Source organism: Cryobacterium sp. N19, assembly GCF_002929595.1.
Taxonomy (GTDB): Bacteria; Actinomycetota; Actinomycetes; order Actinomycetales; family Microbacteriaceae; genus Cryobacterium; species Cryobacterium flavum.
The window spans coordinates 61,500-85,830 of sequence record NZ_PJJR01000042.1 but is presented as its reverse complement, the minus strand read 5'-3'; the positions used below and the strand labels follow the sequence as shown (position 1 = coordinate 85,830).

Sequence of the window (24,331 nt, the reverse complement as noted above, 5' to 3'; positions counted from 1 at the left end):
CGAACCTCATCTGGGTATTTCTTGGGCATAACCGAATCCTTTCACTAGAAAGAAAGCGGCAAGAAATCAGGGACGGTTCACAGTGTCATTTGCCGGAGAGGTAGTTCACCTTGGTGTTGATTCGGCCGAAGCGCATCGTCGGGGTGCTGGTGAGTGAGCGGGTGCTCGACACTCCTACGCTGGGGCGCATGCCACATTTTGCCCACACTTGAAAAAATTCGGCGTGATTCACTAGGCGGTACAGTGACCCAAAATCGTTGATTTTGCGGGGAAGTTGACCTCTCACCAGGCGGTGATTGGGCGGGACTTTGGGTTCAAATCCCACCGGTACCGCCCTTTTTATCCCTGATCAGAGGGACTTCTGCTCACTGTGGAGTGCTGTTTTGCCCACAATTCACCCACATCATGGTGATTGACGGGCAGCCGTCCGGTCGCAATCCTTCATCCGTGAGCATCCAGGCGAGGGCTATTTGTTGGCACTGCCTCGCTCGCCATCGCGACTCAAACAAGCATTTTCCTGCTTCGCTCAAACATTCCTCGGCTGGCCCAGTTGACGTGAAACACCCTCTCCTGTCGAATGACCACAGAAGGGGAGTAATCCTCGCTCCGCACCGTCAATATGTTCCCGCCGCGGGTTCCGGTGCGCAGGGCCGCAAGGCCGATGAGACCTTCACGAAAATTTCGTGGAGGTCGTGTCATGACTGTCCCCCTGTGGGCGTGGTTCGCTGTCCTGGGTGTGATCCTGCTGATGCTCGCCGTCGACCAAGTCGCCCACCGCAGAGCTCACGTGATCGGTGTGCGGGAAGCCGCCGTCTGGTCGATCGTGGGGGTGACTCTCGGTGTCGCATTCGGCGTGCTGGTGTGGACGCTGACCACGTCCACCCCGAGAAATCCCGCATTCTCAAGGTGTTTCGTCGGTTCGTGCCGATGACCGACGCGTACCCTGCGCTGAGGTTTCTGATCCGCAAGGCAGGAATCGCGGTGGCGACCCCCTTGCTGGCCGTGCTGGTGCTGGTGGAAATCACGGACGTCATCTTCGCCGTTGACTCGATCCCGGCTATCTTCGCCCTCACTAGCGAACCGTTTCTGATCTGGGTGGGTATTAAAATGCTGCTCTTGGATGTCTTCTACATCCCGACCACGATGAGCCTGGCAGTGGTCGTGACCATCATCACGGTGTCCATGGTGGCCAGCCTCCGAGCCACCCGCGGTCAAGGCCGAAGCGAAGTGCATACCGAGCCTGCAGGGGTGTTCCGGATCGCCGCCGACGAGGAACTTGCAGCGGTCGAGCCGGTTTACCGCCGCCGTGGACGAGTGCCTGCCGGCAGCGGGAGGGATCGCTCCGATGAGTGACGCTGATCCCTCGGTGGACATGGCCCCTGATCCCCACACAGCTTCGATCAGGGGCCGGCTCGACAGTGCGGACGCCTCGGCCGACTCCGCAGGGCAGCAAGTCGCGCGCTGCGGGTACGCTCGGGCAGTGAGGCCGCTCCCGGTGTGGAGCGGCCTAGCTAGCGATCGCCGGGATGATGGCACCCGAGAAGACTTGCCAGGCCAGCGCGGTCTTCGCCACCAGGCTCAAGGTGATGTAGGTGCGTTCGCCCTGCAGGTAGCTTTTCCATTTGCCGACCTGCTTGTACTGCAGCCACTGGTTGACAGCAAAGGTATTGAAAAACAGGAACAGCGAAATCACGATGCCGACGACGAAGCCGGGGGCCGCGACGTCACTGACGCTGCCTGGACGCAAGAAGTAGATCAGAATCAGGATCCACGGCACGATGCCGACCATCGACCCAAAGATGAAGGGCAGCAGCCCGCCCGAGCCGGGCTGTTCGTATTTCTCCTGCAGAGCACCGAACAGGATCATGGCCGCGTTGACGGCGAAAACGGCGAACAACGCACCGATATCGGTGACCCCGTTGATCGCCAGGATGAGCCAGATCATGATCGACGAGCTGAGGGAGTACTCGACCCATCGAAAGTAGTTGTGGTTGTTTTGCAACCCATTCTTGTAGCGCGCAAAGAACCAGGGACTTGAGATAAGGAAGTGGAAGAAGGCGCTAAGGGCCAAGAACGCGACGACGCCGACACCGATGTTCACTTCGAAGAGGATGACCCGTTCCGGTGGAATCGGAACTCCGGGAGGGCCAGCCAGGTAGTCCGCCGTCACGGCGAACAGAACCTGCGAGCTCAGCATGGTGAGAATCACCGCAAATCCGGCGGCTTGGAGCAGGTGCAGACTTCCGGCGACAATGTTATAGATCCGCAGCCGATCGATCTGCTCGTCGGGTGAGTAGACCCTCTTGGGCATGGGGCGGCTCCTTCGTTCGTGGGGGCGAGTGCCCTTGAGAACATCCTGGCACCGCCGAATCCACTGTCGGGTTCGACGAGTGAAAACCGGGATGAGGATGGCCATTTTTCCAGCTGTGGCGTGCGCCTTCCCCGCGAGCGATCGGAGTCGGCCCCGAAGGTTAACGGCTGCTCTGCCGCCGAGCCGTGCAGGCTTCTACGCACGCGTCCAAGACCGCGATCGCTGCAATCCGGCTCACTTGTCGTCCACGACAGCACTCTGCGTGTCACCGCTCCATGAGCGACACGAGTGATGGTCGCCCGTGCGGCCGGAAGCACCGCAAGAATGCGGACACGCCGGACACGCCGGTTGCAACTCCGGACACGATGCGGATGCCATAGATCGCGGCCGCGAGGCCAGCCGGGCCGCCTCCGACCACAACGACATCGGCCTGGAGCGTGTCGGTCACCGGCTGTCTCCCTGCGCGCCGGTGTCGTGCTGGTTTGACCCCGTTGTGATCGGTCGGAAGGCGATCCAGCTGAAGCGCCCCGACGTCATCACGACCTCTGACGTTCCTGCCACGAGGGCGGTGATCGCGGCCTCGAGGGCCGTGAGATCGTCAGCGGAAAGGTCTTCGGTTAGACGAGCCAGGCTCATAGTGAGCTGCAAGGCCAGGCGCGGCCCACGCAAGGTCGGCCTCGTGGGGCAGCACGGCGGGCCAGTCGCCGTCGAGGTCGACCACGTGCGTTTCAATGCGGTCGTCGACGTCTGCGGTCGCCGCTGCTGCGGCTAGCCGGTCCAGCATCGACGGCGAGGCATCGAGGCTGTGAATTTGCGCGTTTTGAAACTGCGCCACCAACGCCAGGGTGCCGGTTCCTGTTCCGGCGCCGAGGTCGACGACGGTTCGGGGAGCGGTTCCGAGCGCACCGGCAGCGGCGTTGAGCGCCGCAGCCAAGACCGGGGCTCCGAGCACGCCGTCGAGGTTGAGGAACTCAGCGAGGTTGCTGTCATCTCCCAGCGCGGGACCGTGGCCGGGCCGATCGTGGTGCGAGTGGTTCGCGGGAGTGTGGGTCGGTGTCATGCCTACTACGCTATGCGGTTCATTCGCTAATGGCATAGACTCTTGCGTATGACGCAAGAAATAGTCGAGAACGTCGTTCGCCAACGCATTCGCAGCCTGCGCGTGGCCCGAGGGTGGACGCTGGACGCACTCGCTGCTCGCTGCTTCCTGTCGGCCTCAACGCTCAGTCGCATCGAGACGGGTCACCGCCGCATCGCCCTCGACCAGCTGGTGCCCATAGCTCATGCGCTGGGCACGACGATCGACCGGCTCGTCGAGCCCGACGGCGACGACGACGTTGTCATCCGCCCGGAGCCGGAGACGATGGCCGGATCGACCCTGTGGATCCTGTCGCGCGAGCGCGACCGCCGCGGCGTCACGATCGCCAAGATGCGCATCACGCCCAACCGTGTGATCAGCGAGACGAAGGTGCACCCCGGCTACGAGTGGTTCACGGTGCTGAGCGGCACGGTGCAGCTACGGCTCGGCGAGCGAACCATCCTCGTGCGCGAGGGCCAGGCAGCCGAGTTTTCCACGATGACCCCGCACACCATCGAGGCGTACGAGGGACCCGTGGAAATACTGACGATCTTCGACCACGACGGGGAGCGGGCGCACTTACCGGGCCACCGGCATCCGCAATGAGTCTGCCGGTGCGGGTCTGCAGGGGCAGGGTCAGCTGATCGGCCGCACGGTCAGGATCTGCTCGGCGCGGCCCACCGGCCCGGACTCATCGTGGAGCACGCTGCTGGTGATGCCGTGGCCGGCCGGCCCGAAGGTGACGGTGGTCTCCAGCCCCACCCATTTGCCAGTCGGCTGCCGGTGAAAGTGGATGGTGAGGTCGAGGTTGGGGTACGCCCAGTCCAGCGGCGACTGGCGAACGGCGATTCCGTTGGCGGTGTCCACCAGGGTGATGAACGAGGCATGGGGGCTTATTGCCTCGCCCGCGACGAGTGCGATGTCGGTGCGAAGCCACGCGCTCGTTTCTCCGGGTAGGGGAGGTGCGACGGCCTTCGTCTCCAGGGAGGCGACGTACCCTCCCGGCCAAATGTCGGTCATCGACCACGGGGTCGCCGTGTCGGGTGCGGGTAGGGAGACCGATCCGCCACCAGCGACGGCGGCGGTGTCGGCGGTCGCGATGAACCAGGCGCGAGCGAGCACGGCCGGACGGCCGGCGATGATGACGGTCGCCTCGATGAGCTCGATGGTGCGGCCGGGACGGATCGTCTCGACCCGGACCTCACAGTCCTCGGCGGCAAGGAAGCCCAGAATGTCGAAGCTGATACGCCCGAGCTCCTTGCCGTTGGCGCCACCCGCCTCGGCTGCTCGGTGCAGGTCGATGGCGTGCACGATCAGGCCGCCGAGCGGGCTGAAGTGGATCTCGTCGGCCTGCCAGGCGCCGCCGGCATGCTCGGTCGGCCGGTAGCGGCCGGGCGCGATCGGCTCGAAATAGGCATTCGCTCGAGGGGGTGCTTCGGGCATACGGCTTCTCCTTTGTCAGACGCGGGCGTTGCCATCCACCATAGGTGTGTTTGAGCGCGGCGATTCAGCCCGGGGTGCCCGATCAGGCTGGACGACCCGGGGAAGGGCGTCTAGGAGTTCTGCGCGAACGTGGCGTCCACGTAGTCGGCTTCGGGAATCGGGTCGGTGTAGACGATCGCCCCGAGTTCCATCCACATGCGTTCCATCGCGGAGAGCTGCTTCGGCAGCGGCGCAAGGTCGGGCAGCCAGCGGTACAGCGGTACCGCGGCCACCTGCTCGGCGGTCTGGCCGGTCGCGGCACCAATAATGGCAAGGTTCTCGTCGGTGTACCGGTCGTCGCCCTGCAGGTCCTGCGCGCCACGGGTCAGTGCGGTGAAGAACTTCTGCGCGAGTTCAGATCCGGCGAAGTCTCCGCCGTAGATGACCCCGGTACCGGATGTCCCGGTGGGCGTGGTCCACAGGCTCACCGCGGTTCCGTCTTCAACGGGCATGTTCCAGAACGGTGCCGATGCGAATGCGGCGTCGATGCTGCCGTTGGCCAGCGCGGTGGGCATGTCCGGGTTGCCGAGGGTGACCAGTTCCACGTCGGTGATCGAGAGTCCGGCTTCTTCGAGCGCCATCCCCACGTAGAAGGCTCCGGTTCCGCCGGCGCCGCCGGCGACCGCGATCTTGCGCCCTTCGAGGTCGGCGACGTCGGTGATGGTGTCGTCATCGACGAGCTTCTTGGCGGCAATGAGCGCCGAGGGCGGTTCTTCCTCGTCTCCGGCCGAGACTCCCATAGAGCCGACCACCTTGACGTCGAGGCCGGTTTCTACCGCGCTGAACAGGCCGGCCGAGAAGCCGGACACGACGACGTCGAGCTTGCCGCTCGCGGCAAGCGGTACGGCGTCCTGCCCCGACTTGATCGCTTCAAGCTTCAGCTCGATACCCTCGTCTTCAAAATAGCCCTTGGCCTCAGCAACATAGAGCGGCGAGAAGATCGCGAGCTGAACGTGACCCACGTTCACCGTTTGCAGTTCGCCGGACGCAGTGGGGGCATCCGCTGCTGCACATCCAGACAGCGCCAGCCCGACCAGCGACATTGCTGCGACGATTTTCAGTTTCTTCACTTTTTCGATTCCTTTTTCTTGGGGCTGTTCGAGTTGCGCCATGGCAGGAGCACCCGTTCCAGCACGATAATGAGCCCGGTGACGAGCGCGCCGATGACCGAGACGACGATAAGGCCGACGAACATCGTGGCTGGCTGAAACAGCTGCCACGAGTTCCAGATGAGGTAGCCGAGGCCGTTGTTGGAGGCCACGAATTCCACCGCGGTGACGACGATCACCGACATGCCGGCGGCGACTCGCAGACCGGTCATGATGGCTGGTGCAGCGGCGGGCAGCAGCACGTTCACAAATAAGCGGATGCCGGTGGCCTTGTAGGCGCGCGCCGATTCCAGAATGCGGGCGTCGATCTGCATGATGCCGGCCAGGGTGTTGATCTGCACGACGAAGAACACCGAGATGGCCACGGCGAGAATCTTCGGGGTTTCGGTTAGGCCGAAGATGAGCAGCAGCAGCGGCAGGATGGCGATCTTCGGCAGCGCGTACAGCGCGGTGAAAGTGGGGCTGAGGGCCGCGCGAATCGGCCGCACAACACCCATGATGAGCCCGGCGAACACACCGAGAATGGAGCCGGCGATGAAACCGAACGCGAGGCGGCCGACCGTGGCCCAGATGTGCACGAACAGGGAACCGTCCGCGACCATCTCCGCGCCACGTTCGCCGATGGCACTGGGCGGACTGAACAGGCGTGCGTCGAGCACTCCCGTTGCGGCGGCGAGTTCCCACAGGCCGAGAAGCACGATCGGCGTGAGAATGGCCAAACCGAGGTCGCGGGCGCGCAGTCGTTGCTCACGTTTGAATTCCTGGTCGATGGCTTGGTCGAGTTCGGTGACGCGGCGGGCGACGCCCTCTGTGACGGTCATTTGAAGCTCATCGAGGCTTGAACCTCATCGCGCAGCGATTCCCAGATGTCCTGTTTCATGCGTGCAAACTCCGGGCTCGCTTCCATGGCGACGCTGCGCGGGCGACCGAACGGCACGTCGATGATCTCTTTTACTCGACCCGGCCTGGCCGACATTACGACGATCTGGTCGCCGAGCAGCAGTGCTTCTTCAATCGAATGGGTGACCAGCACCACGGTCTTGCGCTCGACCTCCCACAGGCGAACGAGTTGTTCCTGCATCAGGATGCGGGTTTGAGCGTCGAGAGCGCCGAGCGGTTCGTCCATCAGCAGTGACGGCGATCCGGTCGCGAACGCCCGAGCGATGGCGATGCGCTGGCGCATCCCGCCGGAGAGCTGGTGCGGGTAGGCGTCTTCAAAACCGGTCAGGCCGACCTCGGCGATCCAGTTGCGGGCTTCGCTTTCGCGTTCCCGTTTCGACACCGACGCCATCTTCTGGCCGAACGCCACGTTCTCGAGCACGTTGAACCAGGGAAACACTCCGTGCTCCTGAAAGACGAAGGCCGAGCGCGGCACCCGGGTCTGCCTGAAGTTGATCTGCACGTCACCCGACGTGGGCGCCTCGAGGTCTCCCAGAATGCGCAGCAGAGTGGACTTGCCGCATCCGCTTGGCCCAACAATGCAGGTGAACGAGCCCTTTTTCAGATTGAGGTTGATATCGCTCAGGGCGTGCACCTGCCCCGCACCACCAAAGACTTTGGAGAGGTGGCGTACGACAAAGGCATCTTTGCCCACGGTGTCGGTCATTTCTGTTCCTGTCTGTGTAGCGAATCCCGAGGTCAAGGGCGTGGGGGATGGCCGCCGAAGCATGGTGGTTGCGGCGAGCTGAAAATGCCCCCGATGTAGGCGCGATCCCAGTCGGAAGCCAGGAGCGACGGGTCTGTGTCACTGGCAGCGAACATCCGTTCGGCGAAACGTTCGGAATCGTCCTCGGGTCTAAAGCCTATTGCAGCGCCGCCCTCCGCGCTGAGATACCCCCGGGTGTTCGCCGAAACGCCCCAGATTGTGCGATAACCCGGGCTGGGAACCTGTAGGCAGGCGTCGAACAGGCGCACGGCGTCGGCTGGGGAGAGCCAGGTGGAGAGCGTGCGTTCACCGGTCGGTTCGGCGAAGCGGGACGCGATCCGCAGGCAGATCACGTCGAGCCCGAACCGGTCGTGATACAGGCTGCCGAGCGCTTCGACGGCAGCCTTCGAAACTCCGTAGAAGGTATTCGGGCGCACCGGCACGTCGTCGGGCACGAGTGAGCCGTCGGTCGGCACCGGTACGAAACCAACAGAGTGGATGCTGCTGGCCAGCACGACCCGCCGGACTCCGAGTTGCTCGGCCACCTCGAGGACCGCCTGCGTGCCATCGATATTGGCCCGCAGAATGTCGGCCCACTCGGCCTCCAGCGGAATTCCGGCCAGGTGAATGACGGCGTTGCAGCCGCGCAGAGCCGAAAGCATTGCTGCGCGGTCGTTGACCAGACACTCCACGAACTCGCAGCCGAACGTGTCCACGGGCGCGCGCTGGTCGATGCCCACGATCGTATGGCCGCGGGCCAACAGTCCCGGAATAATATCGGCCGCGAGCGACCCGGCCGCCCCGGTGAGGGCGATTCGTCGAAGGATCATGAGATAAGGGCTCCTTGCTCGTCGAGCAGAATGCGGGTGCGGGCATAGTCGTGGGCGTTGCCGGCGGCATACACGGCGGCGGCGACTCCGCAGGCATGCCCGGTTGCAAACGAAGTGCCCATCACCCGCAGCGAGGCGTAGGCCCGATTGTCGCTGCTCACCAGACGGCCGCCAGCCCACAGGTTCTCGGTGGTGTCGGAGCAGATGGCCCCGTACGGCACGTGATACCAGCCCTTGTCGGCAATGCCGCCGTACTCGGTGACGCCGACGGTCACGTGCCCTTCCATCGGCCAGCCGCCCCTGGCGATGGGGTCGAGCGCGTTCTTTCGGCCGGTAGACACGTCATCGGCGCTCACCGACTGTCGGCCGCGCAGCCGACGGGTCTCCCGAATGCCCAGTTGCGGCCCGGTCGAGGCGAGAAAACTGTTCTCCCAGCCGGCCAGCGACTGTTGGAACGCGGCGAGGTACCGCCAGCTCAGGCGGCGTGATTGCACCTCGGCAGCGGTGAGGTCCGTCACGTCGAGGACGTCGCCGTGGTGGTCGGCGATGAGCAGCATGACCTCTCGGGAGAGCGGCATGCGCACGGCAATGCCGTTCGAACGCACCAGGGGCATCTCTGAACGGGGGCGGTAGGCATCCACTGCCCTGGTCATTCCGGCCATCGAGAGGTCAGCGTCTTCACTCACCGCGCCGACCCGCATGACGAGCGTGCTGGCGTGCCGTTCGGCGGGCACCGACACGATCGCGCCCGCGCCAGCCGCGTCGATGAGTGCTCCGTCGCCGCTGCAGTCCACGAAGGCGCGGCCGGTGATGGTCTCGATGCCGCCGCGGTGCACGACGTCGACCGAGCTGATCGCGCCGCCAGTCGCCGTCGCCGCGATCAGCTGGCTGTGCAGCAGCAGGCGCACGCCGGCGGCGGTGATGAGGTCGTCGTAGACGCTCTTGGTGGTTTCCAGATCGAGCAGCACGATGGTGTTGCCCGTCTCCGGCATCGTCTGGGTCTGATAGATATCGCGGCGTCGCAGCTGGTCGAGCACCTGCTGGCCAACGCCGGCCACGACCTGGTTCTTGTTCTGGTCGAAGAATCCGCACAGCGCGAGCACCGAACTGGTCGTCGCGGCACCGCCGAGAAAACCGTACTTTTCAACCAGACACACGGATGCCCCGGTGCGGGCCGCCCCGATGGCCGCCGCGATTCCCGCGGATCCGCCGCCGATGACGACCACATCGAATTGGGTTTCACGTGTCACGAATACACCAGCACTTTCAAGTTCACGTCGTTGTGACGGAAGTTGCCGCCGGCCCCAGTCTGAATGACCGGATGCCATAGGTAAAATGCCTAGAAAGCACGGGGGCGATACCCTGAGGTTATGGAACTGCGCCACCTCACCTACTTTGCCAAGGTCGCCGAGCTCGGGTCGGTGAGCCGGGCCGCCACGGCCCTGAACATCACGCAGCCAGCCCTCAGCCGCCAGATCAAGGATCTGGAGCGCTCCATTGGATACATCCTCTTCGATCGCGGCCCACGCGGGGTGACCCTGACGGCCGCAGGCGCCGGACTATTTCGACACTGCGAGACCGTGTTCGCGCAGGTTGATCGCATTCCCGAGGTATTGCGCACGGCCGCCCAGAACCGCCAGATGCTGCACGTTGGCGTGCCGCAGGGCCTGCCGTACGATTGGTTTCTGGCGCTGCTGCAGGCCGTCGACGCCCAGGTTCCCACGATTGCGTTGACCCTGCATGAGGCGACGACTGACGAGCAGTGGCAGATGCTGCAGAGCAAGCTGGTCGATGTTGCGCTGATTCACCGCGAGGCACCGGAGGCTGGCGGGTCGATGCTACTCATGAAACAGACCATCGGCGTGGCTGTCGTGGCTGATTCGCCGCTTGCGGGCCTGGCCGAAGTGGGGTTCGCCGAACTCGACGGCCTTTCGGTGATGGCCCACGCGGTCGGCGAAATCGCCGCAGAGGAGATTCGACTGCGTGCCGCGGCGGCGGCCGCCGGAGTCTCGATGCAGTGGGTGTTTCGACGGTTCAGTGAACACAGCGGGCTGATCGCGGTAACCGCCAAAGTGGATGCCGTGCTCCTCACCCAGTCGTCGGCCGCCCGTCACCTGCCCGACTGGGTGTGGATTCCCGTGCGGGCCGAGCGTGACCCGAGCTTCGACCTGGCCATTCGCACCTGGGCCACCTGGAACGAGCCAGGCACCCCGCACGTGCAGGCACTGCTCTCGGTTATGAGCGCGCAGGCACGCCCGCTCGGATTAGGGCGTCAACGCGATCTAAGTTCGCAACCGCGCCCGATGTGGGTGGCGGCTACGGTAACCGGCGTAGCGGCCACCGATTTCGGGCGCGGTCATCTCGCGGATGGCAATAACTCGGCGAGAGGGCCGTTCGGCAGCACGATCCAGCCCTCGCGGCGGGCACGATCGAGCATGGCCGGCGCAGGCGGTTCGTAGAATCCCAGCGCGGCGCTGCGGGCGGCGAGGGCCGCGATCACGGCGTCGAAGGCATCCGCTGAGGTGATCATGTGTGGGGCGTGCGGGCCGAGATCGAGCCAGGGTGCGGCATCCTGAATCTCGGCCAGGAGGTGCGAGCGCCTGGCGGCGTCGGTGCGGTACCCCGTCGTCGAGAACCCCCACAGGCGAAGCGATGCGCCCGGGTAGATTTCTGCGACAACTCCGGAACCGGCCCGGTCGACGGGAATACCGGCCGCGGAGATTCGGGAAAGCAGGCCGGCGCAGCGCATAGCGGTGAGTCCGAGCCGGTCGGTGGAAACGCTGAGCGGCCAGCGGCCGGTGATCTTTCGCACCTCCCGGTCGGTTTCGCGGTAGGCCAGGGTACGTCGCCAGGCCATTCCGCCGTCGACTCCGGGCAGGTCGCCGCTGGAATGCGCGACCACGAACTGCACGAACTCGTCGGGCCAGCCGAACGCACAATCGATGCCGAGCTTGTCAACGGTGCCCGCCGTGCGCACGATGATCTCGTCTGCGACGCCGAGGTGCAGTTCAGACAAGAACGCCCTGGCGCCGGTCCAGTCGATGACAGCAAGCGCGGTGCCTTTGGGCTCGGCGGCGAGGTCCACTCCGGCGGTGCGCATACGCTCAGCTTACGGTGGACCCGACTGACCGATTCAAGCGGATGCGAGAACGCTGGTCAGGTTGGTTCTTCTTCGTTGGCGACCGTCTCGATCCAGTCGACGTCGTCGTCGCTCAGAGAGACGCCGGATTGCTCACTCTCGCTGTCGGTGGCGACCCCGCCGCCGGCCCTCGTGATCTCGGTCACGAGTTCCGGCGGCACGGCATCGCCGTTGTTCTGCATCAGCCACTCCCGCGTTGACGGAGTCAGCGTGGGCCACCACAGCTCGATATCCATAGGCCGCAGTCTGCCACGCCGCCGGCTGCTGCGCGAGAGCTTGCGGGCATCCGCTTGTGCGCGTTGGACCGGCACGCTCTTCCGGCACGTCGAGGGCGGCTGGTGGTCGATAAACTCGAACCATGTCAGACCAGCACTTCGAGCAGGATGAAACCCTGCGCCTGCCGACCGTTCAGTTTCGCGTTGTTCTCGATCTGGGCCCCCGACTCGCCGCAGCGATCACTCTGCCGCCGGAACTGGCCCACCCGGATCTGTTCGCCGACCGCGACGACGAGGGCGGAGCGCTCAACCTGTCGATCGACTACGACAGCGGCCAACTGCACGTGCTGCTCGACGAAGCCGGCCCGAGCTTTCACTTTCACGGCACGATCGACCCGATGGAGAGTCCGTGGCCGGCCGACCAGACCCAGATTCTGCTGGAATGGGCGCTCATTCTGGTGCAGGAGGTCGATGCTCTCGACGAGTTGCTCGATTCGATCTACGAGGCCGCCGAGTGGTTTGAGCAGGGGTTCACCCTCTACGTTCCCGAGACCGAACCGACCCAGCTCGAGCTGATCGAGGTTGGCATCATCGGCGAGCTGCTGACCTTGCCCTGGCTCGGCTCCGGGCGCGTCGACCACGAGCACATCGACGGTGACAACCATCCGATCGCCCTGCTCTGGAATGTGAACAACGACGACCCCGACGTTCCGATCGCTCGCGCCTGGCTCGACCCGCTCACCGGCGAACCGCGCACGGTGGCTGAGCCAGGCGTGGACTGGAATGCCGTCGCCATGAGTGAAAGCGAAGTGCTGCAGTGGCTGGTGGGGATCTACACGAACCACCACGTGGCGCCGACACCGGAGGCACAGATCATGCGCGCGGCGCTCGAGCGTATTGGTGGCATCAGCTGAGCCGGCCCGGTCGTGGAGCCTGAGTGAGTGCGGCGAGCACGCGTTCGAGTGGCCCCTTGCCCAGAAAATACCGCCAGAGACCGGCACCGATGAACGTGAGCAGCAGCATCCAGAGCAGCAGCGGCCAGCCCGGATAGTCAATGTCGCTGCCATTGGCGACGGCGCCCAGAGCCAGAATCTGCACCGTGTCAACGGTGAGTGCCATTGCGCCGGTGGCACCGATCGGCCAAAGGATGCCACGCAGCGCACGATTCAGCGGTAACGCGCGGGGCGGCGTGGGCGATAAACATCCCGATGATCGCCAGGCCTCGGGCGATGTCGATGGCGACGACCCGGCTGCTCGCGTCGGATCTGATCTGCATGGAATCAAGCTCCGCGATCCGGCGGCTGTTCGGCACATTGGGGTCAGGAAGATCAACGTAGATGTGCTCGTCGCTCCGTACCCGGGCGTCCGCTGTATCGAGCAGGAACTGCGCGGTCTGACGACGGTGAGGCTGATGTGCTTACCAAGGATTCTCCAAGGGTGTCGTGGGCAACTGACACCGGAGCCGGGAAAGGCTGTTCGACGGGGTCAGCGCAGGGACTGCGGCGCGAAACCGACGAGAATCTTCACTGGTTTAAACCTCACACTGGGAACAAAATCACTTCCAGTCTCGCAGGCCGGCCGGGGGGTCGCAATTCGCCGGGAGCGGATGCCGTGGGTGCCGAACGGGCTCGCAATGGGCACGCATCCGCAAGCGGTAGCCTGAAGTTGTCAGCAATTAAGAGGAGTGATTATGCAGGTCATCGTGAACACCGACAGCAACGTCGACGGCACCGAGCGGGTTGCCGGAGCGCTGGAATCCATCGTCGAAGAGTCCCTCGCGCGCTACGGCGAACGCCTCACCCGGGTTGAGGTTCACCTCTCCGATGGCAGCGCCGGCCGCAGCAGCACCGACGACATCAAGTGCACCCTCGAAGCTCGCCCGGCCGGTGGAACCCCGGTCGTCGTCACCGAGAACGCCAACGCCGTGGAGGAAGCCCTCACCGGCGCCCTGCACAAGATGAAGAGCTTGCTCGAGACCCACTTCGGCAAGCTGGACGCCCGCAAGGGCAACCTCCCGATGGGCGAAACCGTCTAACTGCCCACGCGGCCGATGCCGGTGGCCAGCGCCGCGGCATCCGCTCTCGTGGCACGTGTTTGAGACGGTGGCCCCTGTTCAAACCAGGGCAAACCTCCTAAACACGTGCCACGAGCCGGTTCAACCGCAAGGTCAGAACAGGGTGTCGCCTATGTACCCGCCAGTGGCGCAGCCCGGCGGGATCGCGAAGACGGCCGAGCCGATCGGTGTGATCCACACGTTGAGCAGGTCGAGGGCGTCGATGCGGCGCTGAATAGGCACGAACTGGGCGTCGATATCCGCTTGAAAAGAGACGAAGAGCAGGCCGGAGTTCGACACGCTGCCGCCCGTAGGCGCGTCGTCGTAGTTGTAGCCCCGGCGCAGGATGCGTTCGTCGGGGTTTTCGCTGCGGGCCCGCCGCAGGTGCGAGAACTCCGGGATCACCGGAAAACCGATGGCGGTCTTCGCGGCAAAATCCGGGGCATCCGTTTCGTTGGTGCCGGTCAGCGGCGCGCCGTTGCTGAGAGTGCGACCAACGGATGCCTCCCGCCCGGACCGATCGAGCTTGTCCCACTTGTCGAGACCCATCGCGATGCGCCGCAGCACGAAGCCGGTGCCGCCGAGCATCCAGCCGGGGTTGCTGGCGGCGCCCCAAACCAGCCGTTCGAAGTCGGGCGTGCCCGGCACGAAATTGACGGTGCCGTCGACCTGGCCGAACAGGTTGCGCATGGTCGTGCCGGTCTTCACCGACCCCGGTGCTCGTCGAAAGCCGGTCTGCACCCAGCGCACGGTGCCGAACGAGCGACTGTCTTTCAGCAGCATGCGGGTGGCGTGCGCTACGGTGAGGGCGTCGTCGGCGGCAATCTGCAGCAGCAGATCGCCATCGCCCCAGGCCGGGTCGAGCCGGTCGACGCCGAAGGCCGGCAGGGGGCGCAGCCAGGTCGGCGCGGTGCCGCCGGCCAGGGCGACGAGGCCAGGGCCGAAGCCGAACGTCACGGTGAGCCGGGCCGGCGCGACGGCCAGCTCCGGCTCGGAGTCAGCCAACGCCGCCTCACCCTGGCTGAGCCGGGCCGCGTCGCTCGTGAGAACCTTCATGAGTCGCCGCAGGGCCGCAGCATCGGTCGTCGGGGCCAAGTCGAGCGCGATGATGGTGGCGTTGCTCTGCGGCACGGTGTCGATTCCGGCCTGGTGCACGCCGTAGAACGGCACGGTCTGCGTGCCGTTGAGCGGCTGAGCCACGACCTGCGGGCGCGCATTCGTCGCCAGTTCGATGCCGACCGCGCCGACCGCGCCGATGCCGGCCGCGGCACCTCCCAAAAGGAGGTGACGCCGGCTGAGGCGACGACCAGGCTGATCGACCAACATTATTTGTCGTAGCTCTCGTTTGCGCCCGAGTAGTCCTTGGCCGGGGCGGTGAACTCTACCGTCGACCCGTCGGACAGGGTGAGGGTGAAGGTGTTCTCGGCGCCCGCAACGATCGGCTCGGTGAGGCCCATGAGCATGAGGTGGTTGGCGCCGGGCGCGAGCTCGTAGGTGCCGTTCGCCGGAACGACGAACCCGCCCTCTTTCTGCTGCATCACCATGGCGCCGGAGTCGTCGGCGACGGTCTCGTGCAGCTCGATCATGGTCGCGGCCGTTGATTCGGCCGAGACCACGTTGATGTCGGTGTCGCTGGCATTCGCGAGTGTGCCGAACGCGGCGCTCATTCCGGTCTCGGCGCTCTTGACCCAGGGGTCGGTAATGGTGAGGCACGCGGCTGCGGTCGCCGTGCTGGTCGCCGCGGTGTCGGGGGATGCGGTGTCGGTGGTGGCGGCGCAACCGGTCAGGGCGAGCAGGCCCAGGGCGGCAACGATGAGAAGGCGGGGTGTGGTGGAGGTCATGAGTGTGTCGTTTCTGTAGTGGGGGGATTTGTGCGTTGACGAGCGGATGCTGCACGGCGCGTCAGCGCCACAACCCCGAGAAAGAGGCCGAGGCCGACGAGGGCACCGATGAGCGCGGTGACGCCGATCGGGAGCCCGCCGCCGGTGCTGGCGGCCGTGTTGGTGGTGACCACGTTCGAATCGGTCGGGGTGGTGATAACGGGAGCGGCGGCGTCCGTTGTCGGTGTGGCCACCGCGCTGGCGTCGCCGACACTGAAGTCGAAGGTGCCGGAGATGGGATGCCCGTCGGCCGAGACCACCCGCCAGCGCACCTGGTAGGCGCCGTCGGGCAGGGCGGGGTCAACGGCCTGGGTGGCCGTCGGCCCGTCGAGGGCGGGTTCGCCGGCGCTCCAGTCGGTGCCCGCTGAATCAACGACGAGCATGATCGCGCCGAGCTGCATGATGTTGTCGGTGAACCGCATCGACACGGTGGCGGGTGCCAGGTCGACGTGTTCGGTGTCGGACGGCACGGTGGACGCCACCGAATCGTGCGCGCTCGCGGCCGGTGCGACGCCGCCGATCGTGAACGCTGCGGCGAGCGCGAGGACACCGAGACCGGCGAGGAGCCGGTTTCGGGCAGGGAAAGAGAGCATGCGGTACCTCCGAGGAGTTCGCGAGAAGGATGGGTGCGTCATGGCACGTGTTTGGGCTCGGGGCACTGGTTCAAACCAGTGCCGGCTTCTCAAACGAGTGCCGCGAGCGGATGCGGCAGCTAACGTGCCGCGAGCGAGGCGCGGCGCGAGGGCTTAGAAGCCGGCGAGCGCGCGCGGCGGCCCGCGGTGTCGCATCGGCGACAGCAACACGGCCAGGTCGACTGGTTCGATCACGCGGTGCAGCGCGGCGCGCAGTCGAGCCACGCGAAGCGGAACGAGTACCAGCCCGAGCGCAATGACCACGGTCACGAGCGCGGTGCGCGCCAGCTCGACCAGCGCCCAGAAAGTGCGCTCGCCGCGGCGCAGTGCCACGATCGTCACGATCGCTGCCAGGGCGTGGGCAATCCACATCCACCCCATCGCAGGCGAGGTCAGCGAAGCGGATGCTGCCCCCACGATCACGGTTGCCGACCCGTGGTGCCCGGCCACCGTCATGGAGCCGGCCGTTCCGCCGAGCCCGAACAATAGGTGGAACAGCACCTGGCTGAACCCCACAGACACACTGAGCTTCAGCAGGGAGAGTTTCTTGCCCGCCAGAGCGACGCTGACCATGCCCGCAAAGGCGAGAGCGATCGAGACGCTGACCGGCGCGGGCGCCTGGCCGCCAGCGGCCACGTGCGAGAGGGCGGCGACGAGCACGGCCACAACGGCGGTCAGCCAGCCGCGAGCGAACCGCGCCCACCTCGTTGCCATGTCACCCACCCGACGAAAAGTTACCAACCAAAAGTGCGGTCGTGTCTTCAGGCTAGTGGGTCGCGGGGCCGCCCGATTCTGACAACAGCCCGCCGGACGGTGCGTCAGCCGCCGAGCAGCCTGTGGCAAATGGTAACGTCGCCTAGGTCTAGCAACTGGTTTGACGGCCGACGCCCTTCTGCAAGGAACCTCTAATGCCCCAACGATTGAATCTTTCCAAGAACCTTCCACGCACGTTGACGGGGCTGTCGGCTGAGATACTGCAGGATCTGCAACAGCTCGCGCGCACCCCCTCTCTCCTCGTGGCCTGCAACTACGGTGGCACCCTCTCGCACCACGTTGCGTCGAATGTGCCGTCTGTGCTGCTGGAAGAATCCGCGACGGCTTTGCGCGCCCTCGCGGCCCTGCCCAACACCCACACCGCCGTCATGTCCGGCCGCCCGCTGCGCGACCTCGCCGCCGATTCCCGGCTGCCCCGCGAGGTGCACCTGGTGGGATCGAACGGCGCCGAGTTTGACTCGGAATTCTTCGACGCCCCCGAGCCCTCCGATGAGTCGCAGGATTCCGGCGTCGCCCTCGACCGGCTGCGCATCCGTCTCGGCGTCAGCGCGGCCTTCTTCGCCGGCGACGCGGCGAGCGACGAAATGGCCATGAATACCCTGCACGGCCCCGACCTCGGCATTCGCATCGGTGACGACGAATCCGTTGCCGCGCACCGCATCAGCGGCCCCGAAAAGCTCGCCCAGATTCTGGCCCTGCTGTTCGAGCTACGCAAGGACTGGCTGTTCGGCCAGCACGTCGTGGCCATCGAACGCCACTCCATGCTCGGCGACGGCACCTCGACCGCCCTCGTGACGCCGGAAGCGCGCATCTGCTGGATGACGCATCCGCTGCCCGATTCCGGCTCGCTGTTCGCGAGCATCCTCGGCAGCGAAGAGGCCGGACACTTCTCGATCGAGCCGGTCAAGAAGAGCCGCGTGCTCGGCCAGCGCTACGTCGACAACACCATGGTCGTCGAAACCCGCTGGGCCGACGTCACCGTCACCGACTACATCGAGCCGTCACCGCTTGGCATCACCAACCTCGTGCGCAAGCTCACCGGCACCGGGCTCGCCCGCATCGTCTTCGCCCCGCGCCCCGACTACGCCGTCGCCTACTTCAACATGCACGCCGCCGACGGTGTGGTGACCATCACCGGAACCCCCGACCCGATCGTGCTGACGGCCGCCGGCGTCGACTTCACCGTCACCAGCGACGGCCGCAACGAAACGGCCACCGCCGTCGTCGACCTCTCGCAGGGCGCGATCATGCTCAACCTGCGTTGCGGCGACACCGAAGCATACATACCGGATGCCGCCGGCGAGGCCGCCCGTCGCGGCGCGGTCATGAATGACTCGCGTTCCTGGGTGAATTCACTGTCTCTGCCGAGCGTGAAGCCCTCTCTCGTCGGCCGCTCGGCCCTCGTGCTGCGGGCCCTCTGCTATGAACCGACCGGCGCCGTGCTCGCAGCCTCGACGACGTCGCTGCCCGAAGGAATCGGCGGCACCCGCAACTGGGACTACCGCTACTGCTGGCTGCGTGACGGCTCGATGACCGTGAAAGCGCTCGTCGGCCTGGGATCGACCGATGAAGCCGACGGGTTCTTGCGCTGGCTGGCCGGGGTCGTGGCGGACAGTCCCGGCGCGCAGTGGCTGCATCCGCTCTATTCGGTCACCGGCTCATCGCTGTCGACCGAAGCCAGTCTCGAATCGCTGCCCGGCTATGCCGGATCGCGCCCGGTACGCATCGGAAACGCCGCCGACAATCAGGTGCAGATTGACGTGTTCGGACCGGTCGCCGAGCTCATCGACACGCTGAGCGCCCGGCAGGGAACGCTCTCGGACTTTCAGTGGCACCTGCTGACCGAGATGGTCGACGCCGTCACGAGTCGCTGGCAGGAACCCGACCATGGCATCTGGGAGGCGCGGCGCTCGCCGCGACACCACACCTACACGAGGACGATGTGCTGGGTGACCGTTGACCGGGCCATCCGCACCGCCGAGCGGCACGGCAGGGACGTCGGGGTCGGCTGGGTGGAACTCGCCGCCACGATTCGTGACGAAGTGCTGCGCGAAGGCTGGAGTGAGGAAGCCCAGTCGTACACAGTGGCCTACGACAGCCCCGACCTGGACGCCGCCGTGCTGCACATCGGCCTGTCCGGCCTGCTCGACGTGACCGACGAGCGTTTTCAGCTCACAGTGAGCGCGGTCGAGCGCGAGCTGCGCGTTGGGCCGACGGTGTTCCGCTACCGCTACGACGACGGCCTGCCCGGCCTCGAGGGCGGCTTTCACATCTGCACGACCTGGCTGATCGAGGCCTACGTGCTCACCGGGCGCATCGACGAGGCCGAAGTACTGTTCAACCAGCTGATCGCCCTGGCCGGCCCCACCGGTCTGCTCTCCGAAGAGTTCGACCCGGCCACCGAAACCCACCTCGGCAACCACCCGCAGGCTTACTCGCACCTCGGCTTCATCCGCTGCGCGCAGCTGCTCGACGAGTACCGCGGGCGCTGAAATTCTCGGCTGACTCGGGGTTTTCCGCGAGTCAGCCGTGAAAACGTTGCCCGTCTCGGACACTTGTCCGAAAAGTGTTAGTATCAGTGGATGACTTCGTTGACTGCGCCCGCCCCGCAGGCGGCAGTGCAGCCAATTCTGCAGCCAGACGAGTCGAAGCACGACCCGCGCGCTGAACGCACCCGGCAACTCATTCTCACGGCGATCCGCACGCTGATCGCCCAGCCGGCGGCATCCGTTTCGGTGGCCGAGATCGTGCGCCTGGCCGGGATCAGCCGCAGCTCCTTCTATGCGCACTTCAACAGTCTCGACGTGCTCGCCGCCGAACTGCTGCAGGCGCAGTTCGCCGACATCGGCTCGGCCGGGCTCGATCTGCCGCGGCCGCGCACCGGCGAGAACGCGTCACGCCTCGGCTATGCCCGACTCGTCGCCCATATGGTCGAGAATTTTCCCCTGTACGCGAGCGTGCTCGAACTGCCGTTGACGCGCAGCGCGCACGACCAGATCATCGAGGCCTACGCCACCCGCATGCTCGAGTCGGTGCTCGTTTTCGACGACGCCGTCAACGCCGAACTGGTCACGACCTATGTCGCCGGCGGAGCGCTCACCCTGATCGGCGCCTGGATGCGCGGTCACCTCGACGTCTCCGACGACGAACTCGTCGACCAGCTCGTGGCCCTGCTGCCCGGCTGGCTGCTCGAACCCGAAACCTCAAGCGCAACGCCCGTTCGCGTTGCATCACCCACACAACACTGAAGGCGCATTCTATGAAGATTGAAATCGGCGAAACCCTGGTCTACCCGCACCACGGAGCGGTCACCATCACGGCCCTCGCGACCCGCACCATCAAGGGCGTCGAGAAGCAGTTCATGACCCTCAACGTGCACACCAGCGCGCTGACCATTCAGCTGCCGGTCGACAACGTCGAGCTCGTCGGCGTGCGCGACGTCATCGACGCCGCCGGCGTAAGCGCCGTCTACGAAATTCTGCAGAACGCCTTCACCGAGGAGCCGGGCAACTGGTCACGCCGCTACAAGGCCAACCAGGAGAAGATGGCCAGCGGCAGCGTCTACCGGGTGAGCGAGGTCGTACGCGACCTGTGGCGTCGCGACCAGGACAAGGGTGTCTCCGCCGGCGAAAAGCGGATGCTTGAAAAGGCCCGCCAGATCCTCGTCTCCGAACTTGCTCTGGCCCAGGGCCTGACCGACCAGGAAGCCGGCGACCTGCTGCTCATCGAGATTCAGAACTACGTCGTCAGCGACGAGCCCGTCGAGGTCTCCGTCTAGCCTGCCTTTCGCATCCGCTTGACCGCGCCCGATCCTGGTGGGCGCTACGGTAACGGTCGTAGCGCGCACCCGTATCGGGCGCGGTCGTGCGCCAAACGCTAGACCAGTGCGGCGCAGAGCAGCAATGCTGGCCAGGAAGCAACGAGCACGGCGGCCAGGTAGACCAGGTTGCGCCGTGTGAGGGTGATGCTGTCGATACCGTACCGCGCACTAAGCAGCATGGTCAATCCGGTGACTGGGCCGACCGCGGTCGACACTCCCCAGCCGATGCACGCGGCCAGCACGAACAAAGTGGGGTCGGGCGACAGGGGCTGCACGAGCGCCGCGACGATCGCAACCGACACCACCGGGTGCACCCCCACGATCGCGCACAGAATCATCGCGAGCATCATGGCCCAGGCCACGGGAACGGTGAACTCGGTCACCGGCAGCTGCAGGTCGAACAGGGGAAACAGCATCCGCAGGCCGACGGCGAGCACCCCGGCGGAGGCGAACAGCGTGACCTCACCGCGCAGCTGCGGCAGGTCGTGCCGGGCGTGGCGCGCCAGCGCGCGCAGGGCGCCACGCCCGTTCATGATCAGCAAGCCGATCAGGGTGACGCCGAGGCCGGCGAGCAGCACGATCCGCGGCACCGGAACCGTGGGAACCAGCTGGTGCGCCAGCACCACCAGGGCCACGAGGGCGAGCGGCACGCGAATGAGCTCCCAGCTGAGCGTATAGCCGGTGTACGCGGGCAGTTCGCGGCCGAAGAGGTGGAAGATGTCCCAGACGCTCAGGCCGATGGTGACGAGCGCGAGCCCCAGCCCCACCAGCACCAGCACCAGTGAATTCGCGCCGGGAACGAGCGTGGTCGCTGCCGCGGCGGCCGCCCAGAACGGCGACCAGTACGCAGCGGTCGAGTAGGCCCGGGAGATCAGCGCCGCATCGGCGAGCCGCAGGCTGGAGCGACCGCGCAGGTGGTCGCCGACAATGCCGACCGCACCGATGTTGATGATCGCGCCGAGCGCGTGCGTGGCCAGTGCGGTGCGCACGACGGCGAGTCGGCCGTGCAGCCGGGTGCGGGTGATCGGCGAGGTCGGTGTGACCAGTCGCAGAAACGACACAGCGGCGAGCATGCCGATCAGGTCCTGGTTGACCAGGAACAGGTCGCGGCCCACGATCTGTCCGCCCAAAACCAGACCGACCACAACGGATGCGATCCCCACACCGATCAGCACCCCCGCAATGATGCGCTGGGTGCGGTTGACCAGCGTTAGCCCCACCGCCGCGGCAGCGATGGTGAACCCGCCGGCGACGAGTGTCGCATCGGGCAGCGCCACCGAGAGCCCCACGGTCAGGATGATGCCGGAAAGGAGCAGCGCGTAGAGCAGTCGCACTCGTGCCCCCTGAATCGTTGACAGTGTCCGCGGTCGGACACTCTTTCCTATCCAACCAGTCTCTGAACACGTCGTGATGCGGTGGTGGCAAAGGTATCTACTAACCATAACAAGGGTATATCATGCGGCACACATGCTCGTTAGTGTACAGATCAGCGAACCGCACAGAGTTGAATTGTCGTCTTCTCTGCGCCGGCATCCGTCGTCATAGTGCCCACAGCCGCATTCGACCATGGGCGGATTCTTTCTGAAAGTGGTTCCACATGAATGTGTCCGGTCCGGACCGTCCGCCGACCATGATCAGACAACCGGATGCCCACGCCCGCCCCGCCAGCCAGGGCTCGCGCTACGCCCAGTCTCTGCGCGCCGTCACCCCGGTGATGCGCCGCACAGGGCTACTGATCGTACTCGCGCTCGGATCCACTCTGGGCACGCCGGCGTTCGCCATGGAGTCGCTGCAGGGAAGCGCGACCACAATGACGGTGACCGAGCAGTTTCCGAGCCAGGCGCGGGTGGGTCTCCGGATGGGCTTCACTATCACTCTGGACGCTGTCGAGCCCACCGGTACCATCGAGGTCTACACCGGCGCCACCTTGTTGGCGACGACCGACGCCCGAGACCGGGCGTGGACCTCCGTGCCCACAGAAACTCTTCTTCCCGGCTGCGTACCCTTGCGCTTCGTCTATGTATCGACCGGTGATTTCGAGGGGGCGGAGGCGACCATCAGTGTCGAGTTGCACATGGCATCCACTCGCGTCACCATCACGGCCAGGCGTCCGTAGAACGCCGGAGTTTGCGAGCGTGGTGAAGTTGAATGGAGAAGCGTCGGGGGTCTCCCTTCTCCTAGTCTTGCGGGGCGGCGTTCGCCTTGCGGATGCGCCGGCCGTCGGCGACGGTCTGCATCTCCTTCAGGGCGGCCTTTTGGCTCTTCTTCGTGCCGCGCGGCGGCAGCTGAATGTTCTGTTCGGCGGTAATTCCGGCCTGCAGCTGGCGCCCGCGTTCGAGTTCGGCGTCGAATTCCGCCCCGAACAGCAGGGCGAGGTTGGTCAGCCAGAGCCAGAGCAGAAAGATCACGATGCCGGCCAGCGAACCATAGGTCTTGGCGTAGTTCGAGAACGTCGTGACGTAGAACCCGAACCCCAGCGAGGCAACGACGATAGCCACCAGGGCCACGAGCGCGCCGAGCGACATCCAGCGAAACTTCGGCTGCCGCACGTTCGGCGTGAAGTAGTACAGCACCGCGATCAGCAACACGACGGCCGCCGCGAGCACCGGCCACTTGGCAATGGACCAGACCACCTGCACGGTCTGGCCGAGGCCGAGGGCCGCGCCCACGGCATCCGTTATGGGTCCCGAAATGGCCAGGATCAGCACGACGACGAGCAGCAGGGCGATGCCGATCACGGTCACGAGCAGCTGGGTGGGCTTGAGCTTCAAGAATGACCGACCCTCGTCGATCTCGTAGATGCGGTTCATAGCCCGGCTGAAAGCACCCACATAACCGGATGCCGACCAGATCGCGACCGCGATTCCCGCCACCAGCGCGAACCCGGCCGACGGCGACGTGCTGAACTGTTCGATCGGCCCGCGAATGACATCGAGGGCATCGCCGGGAGCGACCGAGGCGAGAATCGTCAGCAGGGTATCGGCCGACTGCTTGCCCTGCCCGAAAACCCCGAGCAGCGAAACCAGGGCGATCAGCGCCGGAAAGAGCGACAGCACGGCGTAGTAGGTGAGCGACGCCGCGATATCGGTGCACTGATCGGTGCCGAATTCACCCAGCGTGCGTTTGACGACGTACTTCCACGACGTCTTCGTGACGTCGGTCGGCGAGTCGGGCTTGCGGGCGTCGTCGGGCGCTGGCGCGTCGGCGAGGTCCTGGCTCTGGCCTTCGTCCACCATGAAAATCTCCTGCTCGGGTCGAGTGAGGCCGGGGGTCGCGATCCCGGCGCTGAAAATGTACTGCGTTCTCACTGATCTGGCGCTGGGTTGGCTGCCAGAAAGTGTCGATTCCTATAACGGATGCTGC

General features: G+C 65.5%; 29 protein-coding genes. 10 read left to right on the top strand and 19 right to left on the bottom strand.

Annotated elements, in window-relative coordinates; all coding sequences use genetic code 11:
• Window positions 1-697 precede the first annotated feature (697 nt).
• Together CXY78_RS21465 and CXY78_RS21460 are read left to right on the top strand one after the other, a co-directional pair.
• Window positions 698-931: a hypothetical protein gene (locus tag CXY78_RS21465; RefSeq protein ID WP_233197175.1), complete on the top strand. Its 234-nt coding sequence runs from the start codon at window positions 698-700 to the stop codon at window positions 929-931.
• The gene (locus tag CXY78_RS21460; protein ID WP_233197174.1) at window positions 928-1,353 is read left to right on the top strand and encodes a hypothetical protein; all 426 of its coding nucleotides are present in this window, start codon (window positions 928-930) and stop codon (window positions 1,351-1,353) included. Before CXY78_RS21465 ends, CXY78_RS21460 begins: the two co-directional genes overlap by 4 nt.
• Before the next feature lie 154 nt (window positions 1,354-1,507).
• Here CXY78_RS21460 and heR read toward each other — a convergent pair whose 3' ends face one another.
• The 4 genes from heR to CXY78_RS02760 all read right to left on the bottom strand — a co-directional run bounded on the left by heR (window position 1,508) and on the right by CXY78_RS02760 (window position 3,371).
• Window positions 1,508-2,311, bottom strand: coding sequence for a heliorhodopsin HeR (gene heR, locus CXY78_RS02775; RefSeq protein WP_092341726.1), 804 nt, complete (start codon window positions 2,309-2,311; stop codon window positions 1,508-1,510).
• A gap of 265 nt (window positions 2,312-2,576) precedes the next feature.
• Window positions 2,577-2,759, bottom strand: a complete 183-nt coding sequence (locus tag CXY78_RS02770) for a hypothetical protein (protein ID WP_092341725.1) — start codon at window positions 2,757-2,759, stop codon at window positions 2,577-2,579.
• Window positions 2,756-2,947 (bottom strand): hypothetical protein, encoded by a 192-nt coding sequence (locus CXY78_RS02765; RefSeq protein ID WP_104087927.1) that lies wholly within the window; start codon window positions 2,945-2,947, stop codon window positions 2,756-2,758. Before CXY78_RS02765 ends, CXY78_RS02770 begins: the two co-directional genes overlap by 4 nt.
• Window positions 2,910-3,371 carry a trans-aconitate 2-methyltransferase gene (locus CXY78_RS02760; protein ID WP_158252746.1) on the bottom strand — a complete coding sequence of 154 codons (462 nt, stop codon included), beginning with the start codon at window positions 3,369-3,371 and terminating at the stop codon, window positions 2,910-2,912. The genes CXY78_RS02765 and CXY78_RS02760 overlap by 38 nt, the downstream gene beginning before the upstream one ends.
• 48 nt (window positions 3,372-3,419) lie before the next feature.
• Between CXY78_RS02760 and CXY78_RS02755 the strand changes: the two genes are divergently transcribed.
• On the top strand, window positions 3,420-3,995 hold the full coding sequence (locus tag CXY78_RS02755) for a helix-turn-helix domain-containing protein (RefSeq protein ID WP_092341723.1): 576 nt from the start codon (window positions 3,420-3,422) through the stop codon (window positions 3,993-3,995).
• Between the two features lie 30 nt (window positions 3,996-4,025).
• Here CXY78_RS02755 and CXY78_RS02750 read toward each other — a convergent pair whose 3' ends face one another.
• The 6 genes from CXY78_RS02750 to CXY78_RS02725 all read right to left on the bottom strand — a co-directional run bounded on the left by CXY78_RS02750 (window position 4,026) and on the right by CXY78_RS02725 (window position 9,705).
• Entirely contained in the window at window positions 4,026-4,832 is an 807-nt protein-coding gene (locus tag CXY78_RS02750) for a thioesterase family protein (RefSeq protein WP_092341722.1), read from the bottom strand.
• Window positions 4,833-4,942: 110 nt separating this feature from the next.
• Entirely contained in the window at window positions 4,943-5,941 is a 999-nt protein-coding gene (locus CXY78_RS02745; RefSeq protein ID WP_092341721.1) for an ABC transporter substrate-binding protein, read from the bottom strand.
• Complete coding sequence (locus CXY78_RS02740) at window positions 5,938-6,801, bottom strand: ABC transporter permease (protein WP_092341720.1); 864 nt, start codon at window positions 6,799-6,801, stop codon at window positions 5,938-5,940. Before CXY78_RS02740 ends, CXY78_RS02745 begins: the two co-directional genes overlap by 4 nt.
• Window positions 6,798-7,586: an ABC transporter ATP-binding protein gene (locus CXY78_RS02735; protein WP_092341719.1), complete on the bottom strand. Its 789-nt coding sequence runs from the start codon at window positions 7,584-7,586 to the stop codon at window positions 6,798-6,800. Before CXY78_RS02735 ends, CXY78_RS02740 begins: the two co-directional genes overlap by 4 nt.
• A 32-nt stretch (window positions 7,587-7,618) precedes the next feature.
• Window positions 7,619-8,455, bottom strand: coding sequence for an NAD(P)-dependent oxidoreductase (locus tag CXY78_RS02730; RefSeq protein WP_104087925.1), 837 nt, complete (start codon window positions 8,453-8,455; stop codon window positions 7,619-7,621).
• The gene (locus tag CXY78_RS02725) at window positions 8,452-9,705 is read right to left on the bottom strand and encodes an FAD-dependent oxidoreductase (RefSeq protein WP_199182568.1); all 1,254 of its coding nucleotides are present in this window, start codon (window positions 9,703-9,705) and stop codon (window positions 8,452-8,454) included. The genes CXY78_RS02730 and CXY78_RS02725 overlap by 4 nt, the downstream gene beginning before the upstream one ends.
• A gap of 120 nt (window positions 9,706-9,825) precedes the next feature.
• On the opposite strand from CXY78_RS02725, the gene CXY78_RS02720 reads away from it, so the two are divergent.
• Window positions 9,826-10,914: a LysR family transcriptional regulator gene (locus CXY78_RS02720; RefSeq protein ID WP_104087923.1), complete on the top strand. Its 1,089-nt coding sequence runs from the start codon at window positions 9,826-9,828 to the stop codon at window positions 10,912-10,914.
• Here CXY78_RS02720 and CXY78_RS02715 read toward each other — a convergent pair.
• Window positions 10,812-11,555, bottom strand: coding sequence for a DUF429 domain-containing protein (locus tag CXY78_RS02715; protein WP_092341715.1), 744 nt, complete (start codon window positions 11,553-11,555; stop codon window positions 10,812-10,814). The two genes, CXY78_RS02720 and CXY78_RS02715, sit on opposite strands and share 103 nt — an antisense overlap.
• A 56-nt stretch (window positions 11,556-11,611) precedes the next feature.
• Window positions 11,612-11,830: a hypothetical protein gene (locus CXY78_RS02710; RefSeq protein ID WP_092341714.1), complete on the bottom strand. Its 219-nt coding sequence runs from the start codon at window positions 11,828-11,830 to the stop codon at window positions 11,612-11,614.
• A gap of 122 nt (window positions 11,831-11,952) precedes the next feature.
• On the opposite strand from CXY78_RS02710, the gene CXY78_RS02705 reads away from it, so the two are divergent.
• Window positions 11,953-12,723 (top strand): hypothetical protein, encoded by a 771-nt coding sequence (locus CXY78_RS02705; RefSeq protein ID WP_104087921.1) that lies wholly within the window; start codon window positions 11,953-11,955, stop codon window positions 12,721-12,723.
• On the opposite strand, the gene CXY78_RS02700 is transcribed toward CXY78_RS02705, so the two are convergent.
• Complete coding sequence (locus tag CXY78_RS02700; RefSeq protein ID WP_092341712.1) at window positions 12,716-12,928, bottom strand: hypothetical protein; 213 nt, start codon at window positions 12,926-12,928, stop codon at window positions 12,716-12,718. The two genes, CXY78_RS02705 and CXY78_RS02700, sit on opposite strands and share 8 nt — an antisense overlap.
• 571 nt (window positions 12,929-13,499) lie before the next feature.
• On the opposite strand from CXY78_RS02700, the gene CXY78_RS02690 reads away from it, so the two are divergent.
• Entirely contained in the window at window positions 13,500-13,844 is a 345-nt protein-coding gene (locus tag CXY78_RS02690; RefSeq protein WP_092341710.1) for an HPF/RaiA family ribosome-associated protein, read from the top strand.
• Between the two features lie 132 nt (window positions 13,845-13,976).
• Here the strand turns inward: CXY78_RS02690 and CXY78_RS02685 are convergent, their stop codons facing one another.
• From CXY78_RS02685 to CXY78_RS02670, 4 genes are all read right to left on the bottom strand, one after another.
• Entirely contained in the window at window positions 13,977-15,188 is a 1,212-nt protein-coding gene (locus CXY78_RS02685) for a Dyp-type peroxidase (RefSeq protein ID WP_092341709.1), read from the bottom strand.
• Window positions 15,188-15,703 (bottom strand): copper chaperone PCu(A)C, encoded by a 516-nt coding sequence (locus tag CXY78_RS02680; protein ID WP_104087918.1) that lies wholly within the window; start codon window positions 15,701-15,703, stop codon window positions 15,188-15,190. Before CXY78_RS02680 ends, CXY78_RS02685 begins: the two co-directional genes overlap by 1 nt.
• Window positions 15,700-16,335 carry a copper resistance CopC family protein gene (locus CXY78_RS02675; protein WP_158253249.1) on the bottom strand — a complete coding sequence of 212 codons (636 nt, stop codon included), beginning with the start codon at window positions 16,333-16,335 and terminating at the stop codon, window positions 15,700-15,702. Before CXY78_RS02675 ends, CXY78_RS02680 begins: the two co-directional genes overlap by 4 nt.
• A gap of 153 nt (window positions 16,336-16,488) precedes the next feature.
• Window positions 16,489-17,088, bottom strand: coding sequence for a hypothetical protein (locus CXY78_RS02670; RefSeq protein WP_104087915.1), 600 nt, complete (start codon window positions 17,086-17,088; stop codon window positions 16,489-16,491).
• Between the two features lie 194 nt (window positions 17,089-17,282).
• Between CXY78_RS02670 and CXY78_RS02665 the strand changes: the two genes are divergently transcribed.
• The 3 genes from CXY78_RS02665 to CXY78_RS02655 all read left to right on the top strand — a co-directional run bounded on the left by CXY78_RS02665 (window position 17,283) and on the right by CXY78_RS02655 (window position 20,926).
• Window positions 17,283-19,640 (top strand): trehalase-like domain-containing protein, encoded by a 2,358-nt coding sequence (locus tag CXY78_RS02665; RefSeq protein WP_104087914.1) that lies wholly within the window; start codon window positions 17,283-17,285, stop codon window positions 19,638-19,640.
• 90 nt (window positions 19,641-19,730) lie between these two features.
• Window positions 19,731-20,396 (top strand): TetR/AcrR family transcriptional regulator, encoded by a 666-nt coding sequence (locus CXY78_RS02660; protein ID WP_092341704.1) that lies wholly within the window; start codon window positions 19,731-19,733, stop codon window positions 20,394-20,396.
• A gap of 11 nt (window positions 20,397-20,407) precedes the next feature.
• A complete protein-coding gene (locus tag CXY78_RS02655; protein WP_092341703.1) occupies window positions 20,408-20,926 on the top strand; it encodes a CarD family transcriptional regulator in 519 nt (172 codons plus the stop codon).
• Window positions 20,927-21,024: 98 nt separating this feature from the next.
• Here CXY78_RS02655 and CXY78_RS02650 read toward each other — a convergent pair whose 3' ends face one another.
• Window positions 21,025-22,302, bottom strand: coding sequence for a hypothetical protein (locus CXY78_RS02650; RefSeq protein ID WP_092341702.1), 1,278 nt, complete (start codon window positions 22,300-22,302; stop codon window positions 21,025-21,027).
• 296 nt (window positions 22,303-22,598) lie between these two features.
• Between CXY78_RS02650 and CXY78_RS02645 the strand changes: the two genes are divergently transcribed.
• Window positions 22,599-23,084 (top strand): hypothetical protein, encoded by a 486-nt coding sequence (locus CXY78_RS02645; protein WP_092341701.1) that lies wholly within the window; start codon window positions 22,599-22,601, stop codon window positions 23,082-23,084.
• Window positions 23,085-23,145: 61 nt separating this feature from the next.
• Here CXY78_RS02645 and CXY78_RS02640 read toward each other — a convergent pair whose 3' ends face one another.
• Complete coding sequence (locus CXY78_RS02640; protein ID WP_092341731.1) at window positions 23,146-24,204, bottom strand: YihY/virulence factor BrkB family protein; 1,059 nt, start codon at window positions 24,202-24,204, stop codon at window positions 23,146-23,148.
• Window positions 24,205-24,331 lie beyond the last annotated feature (127 nt).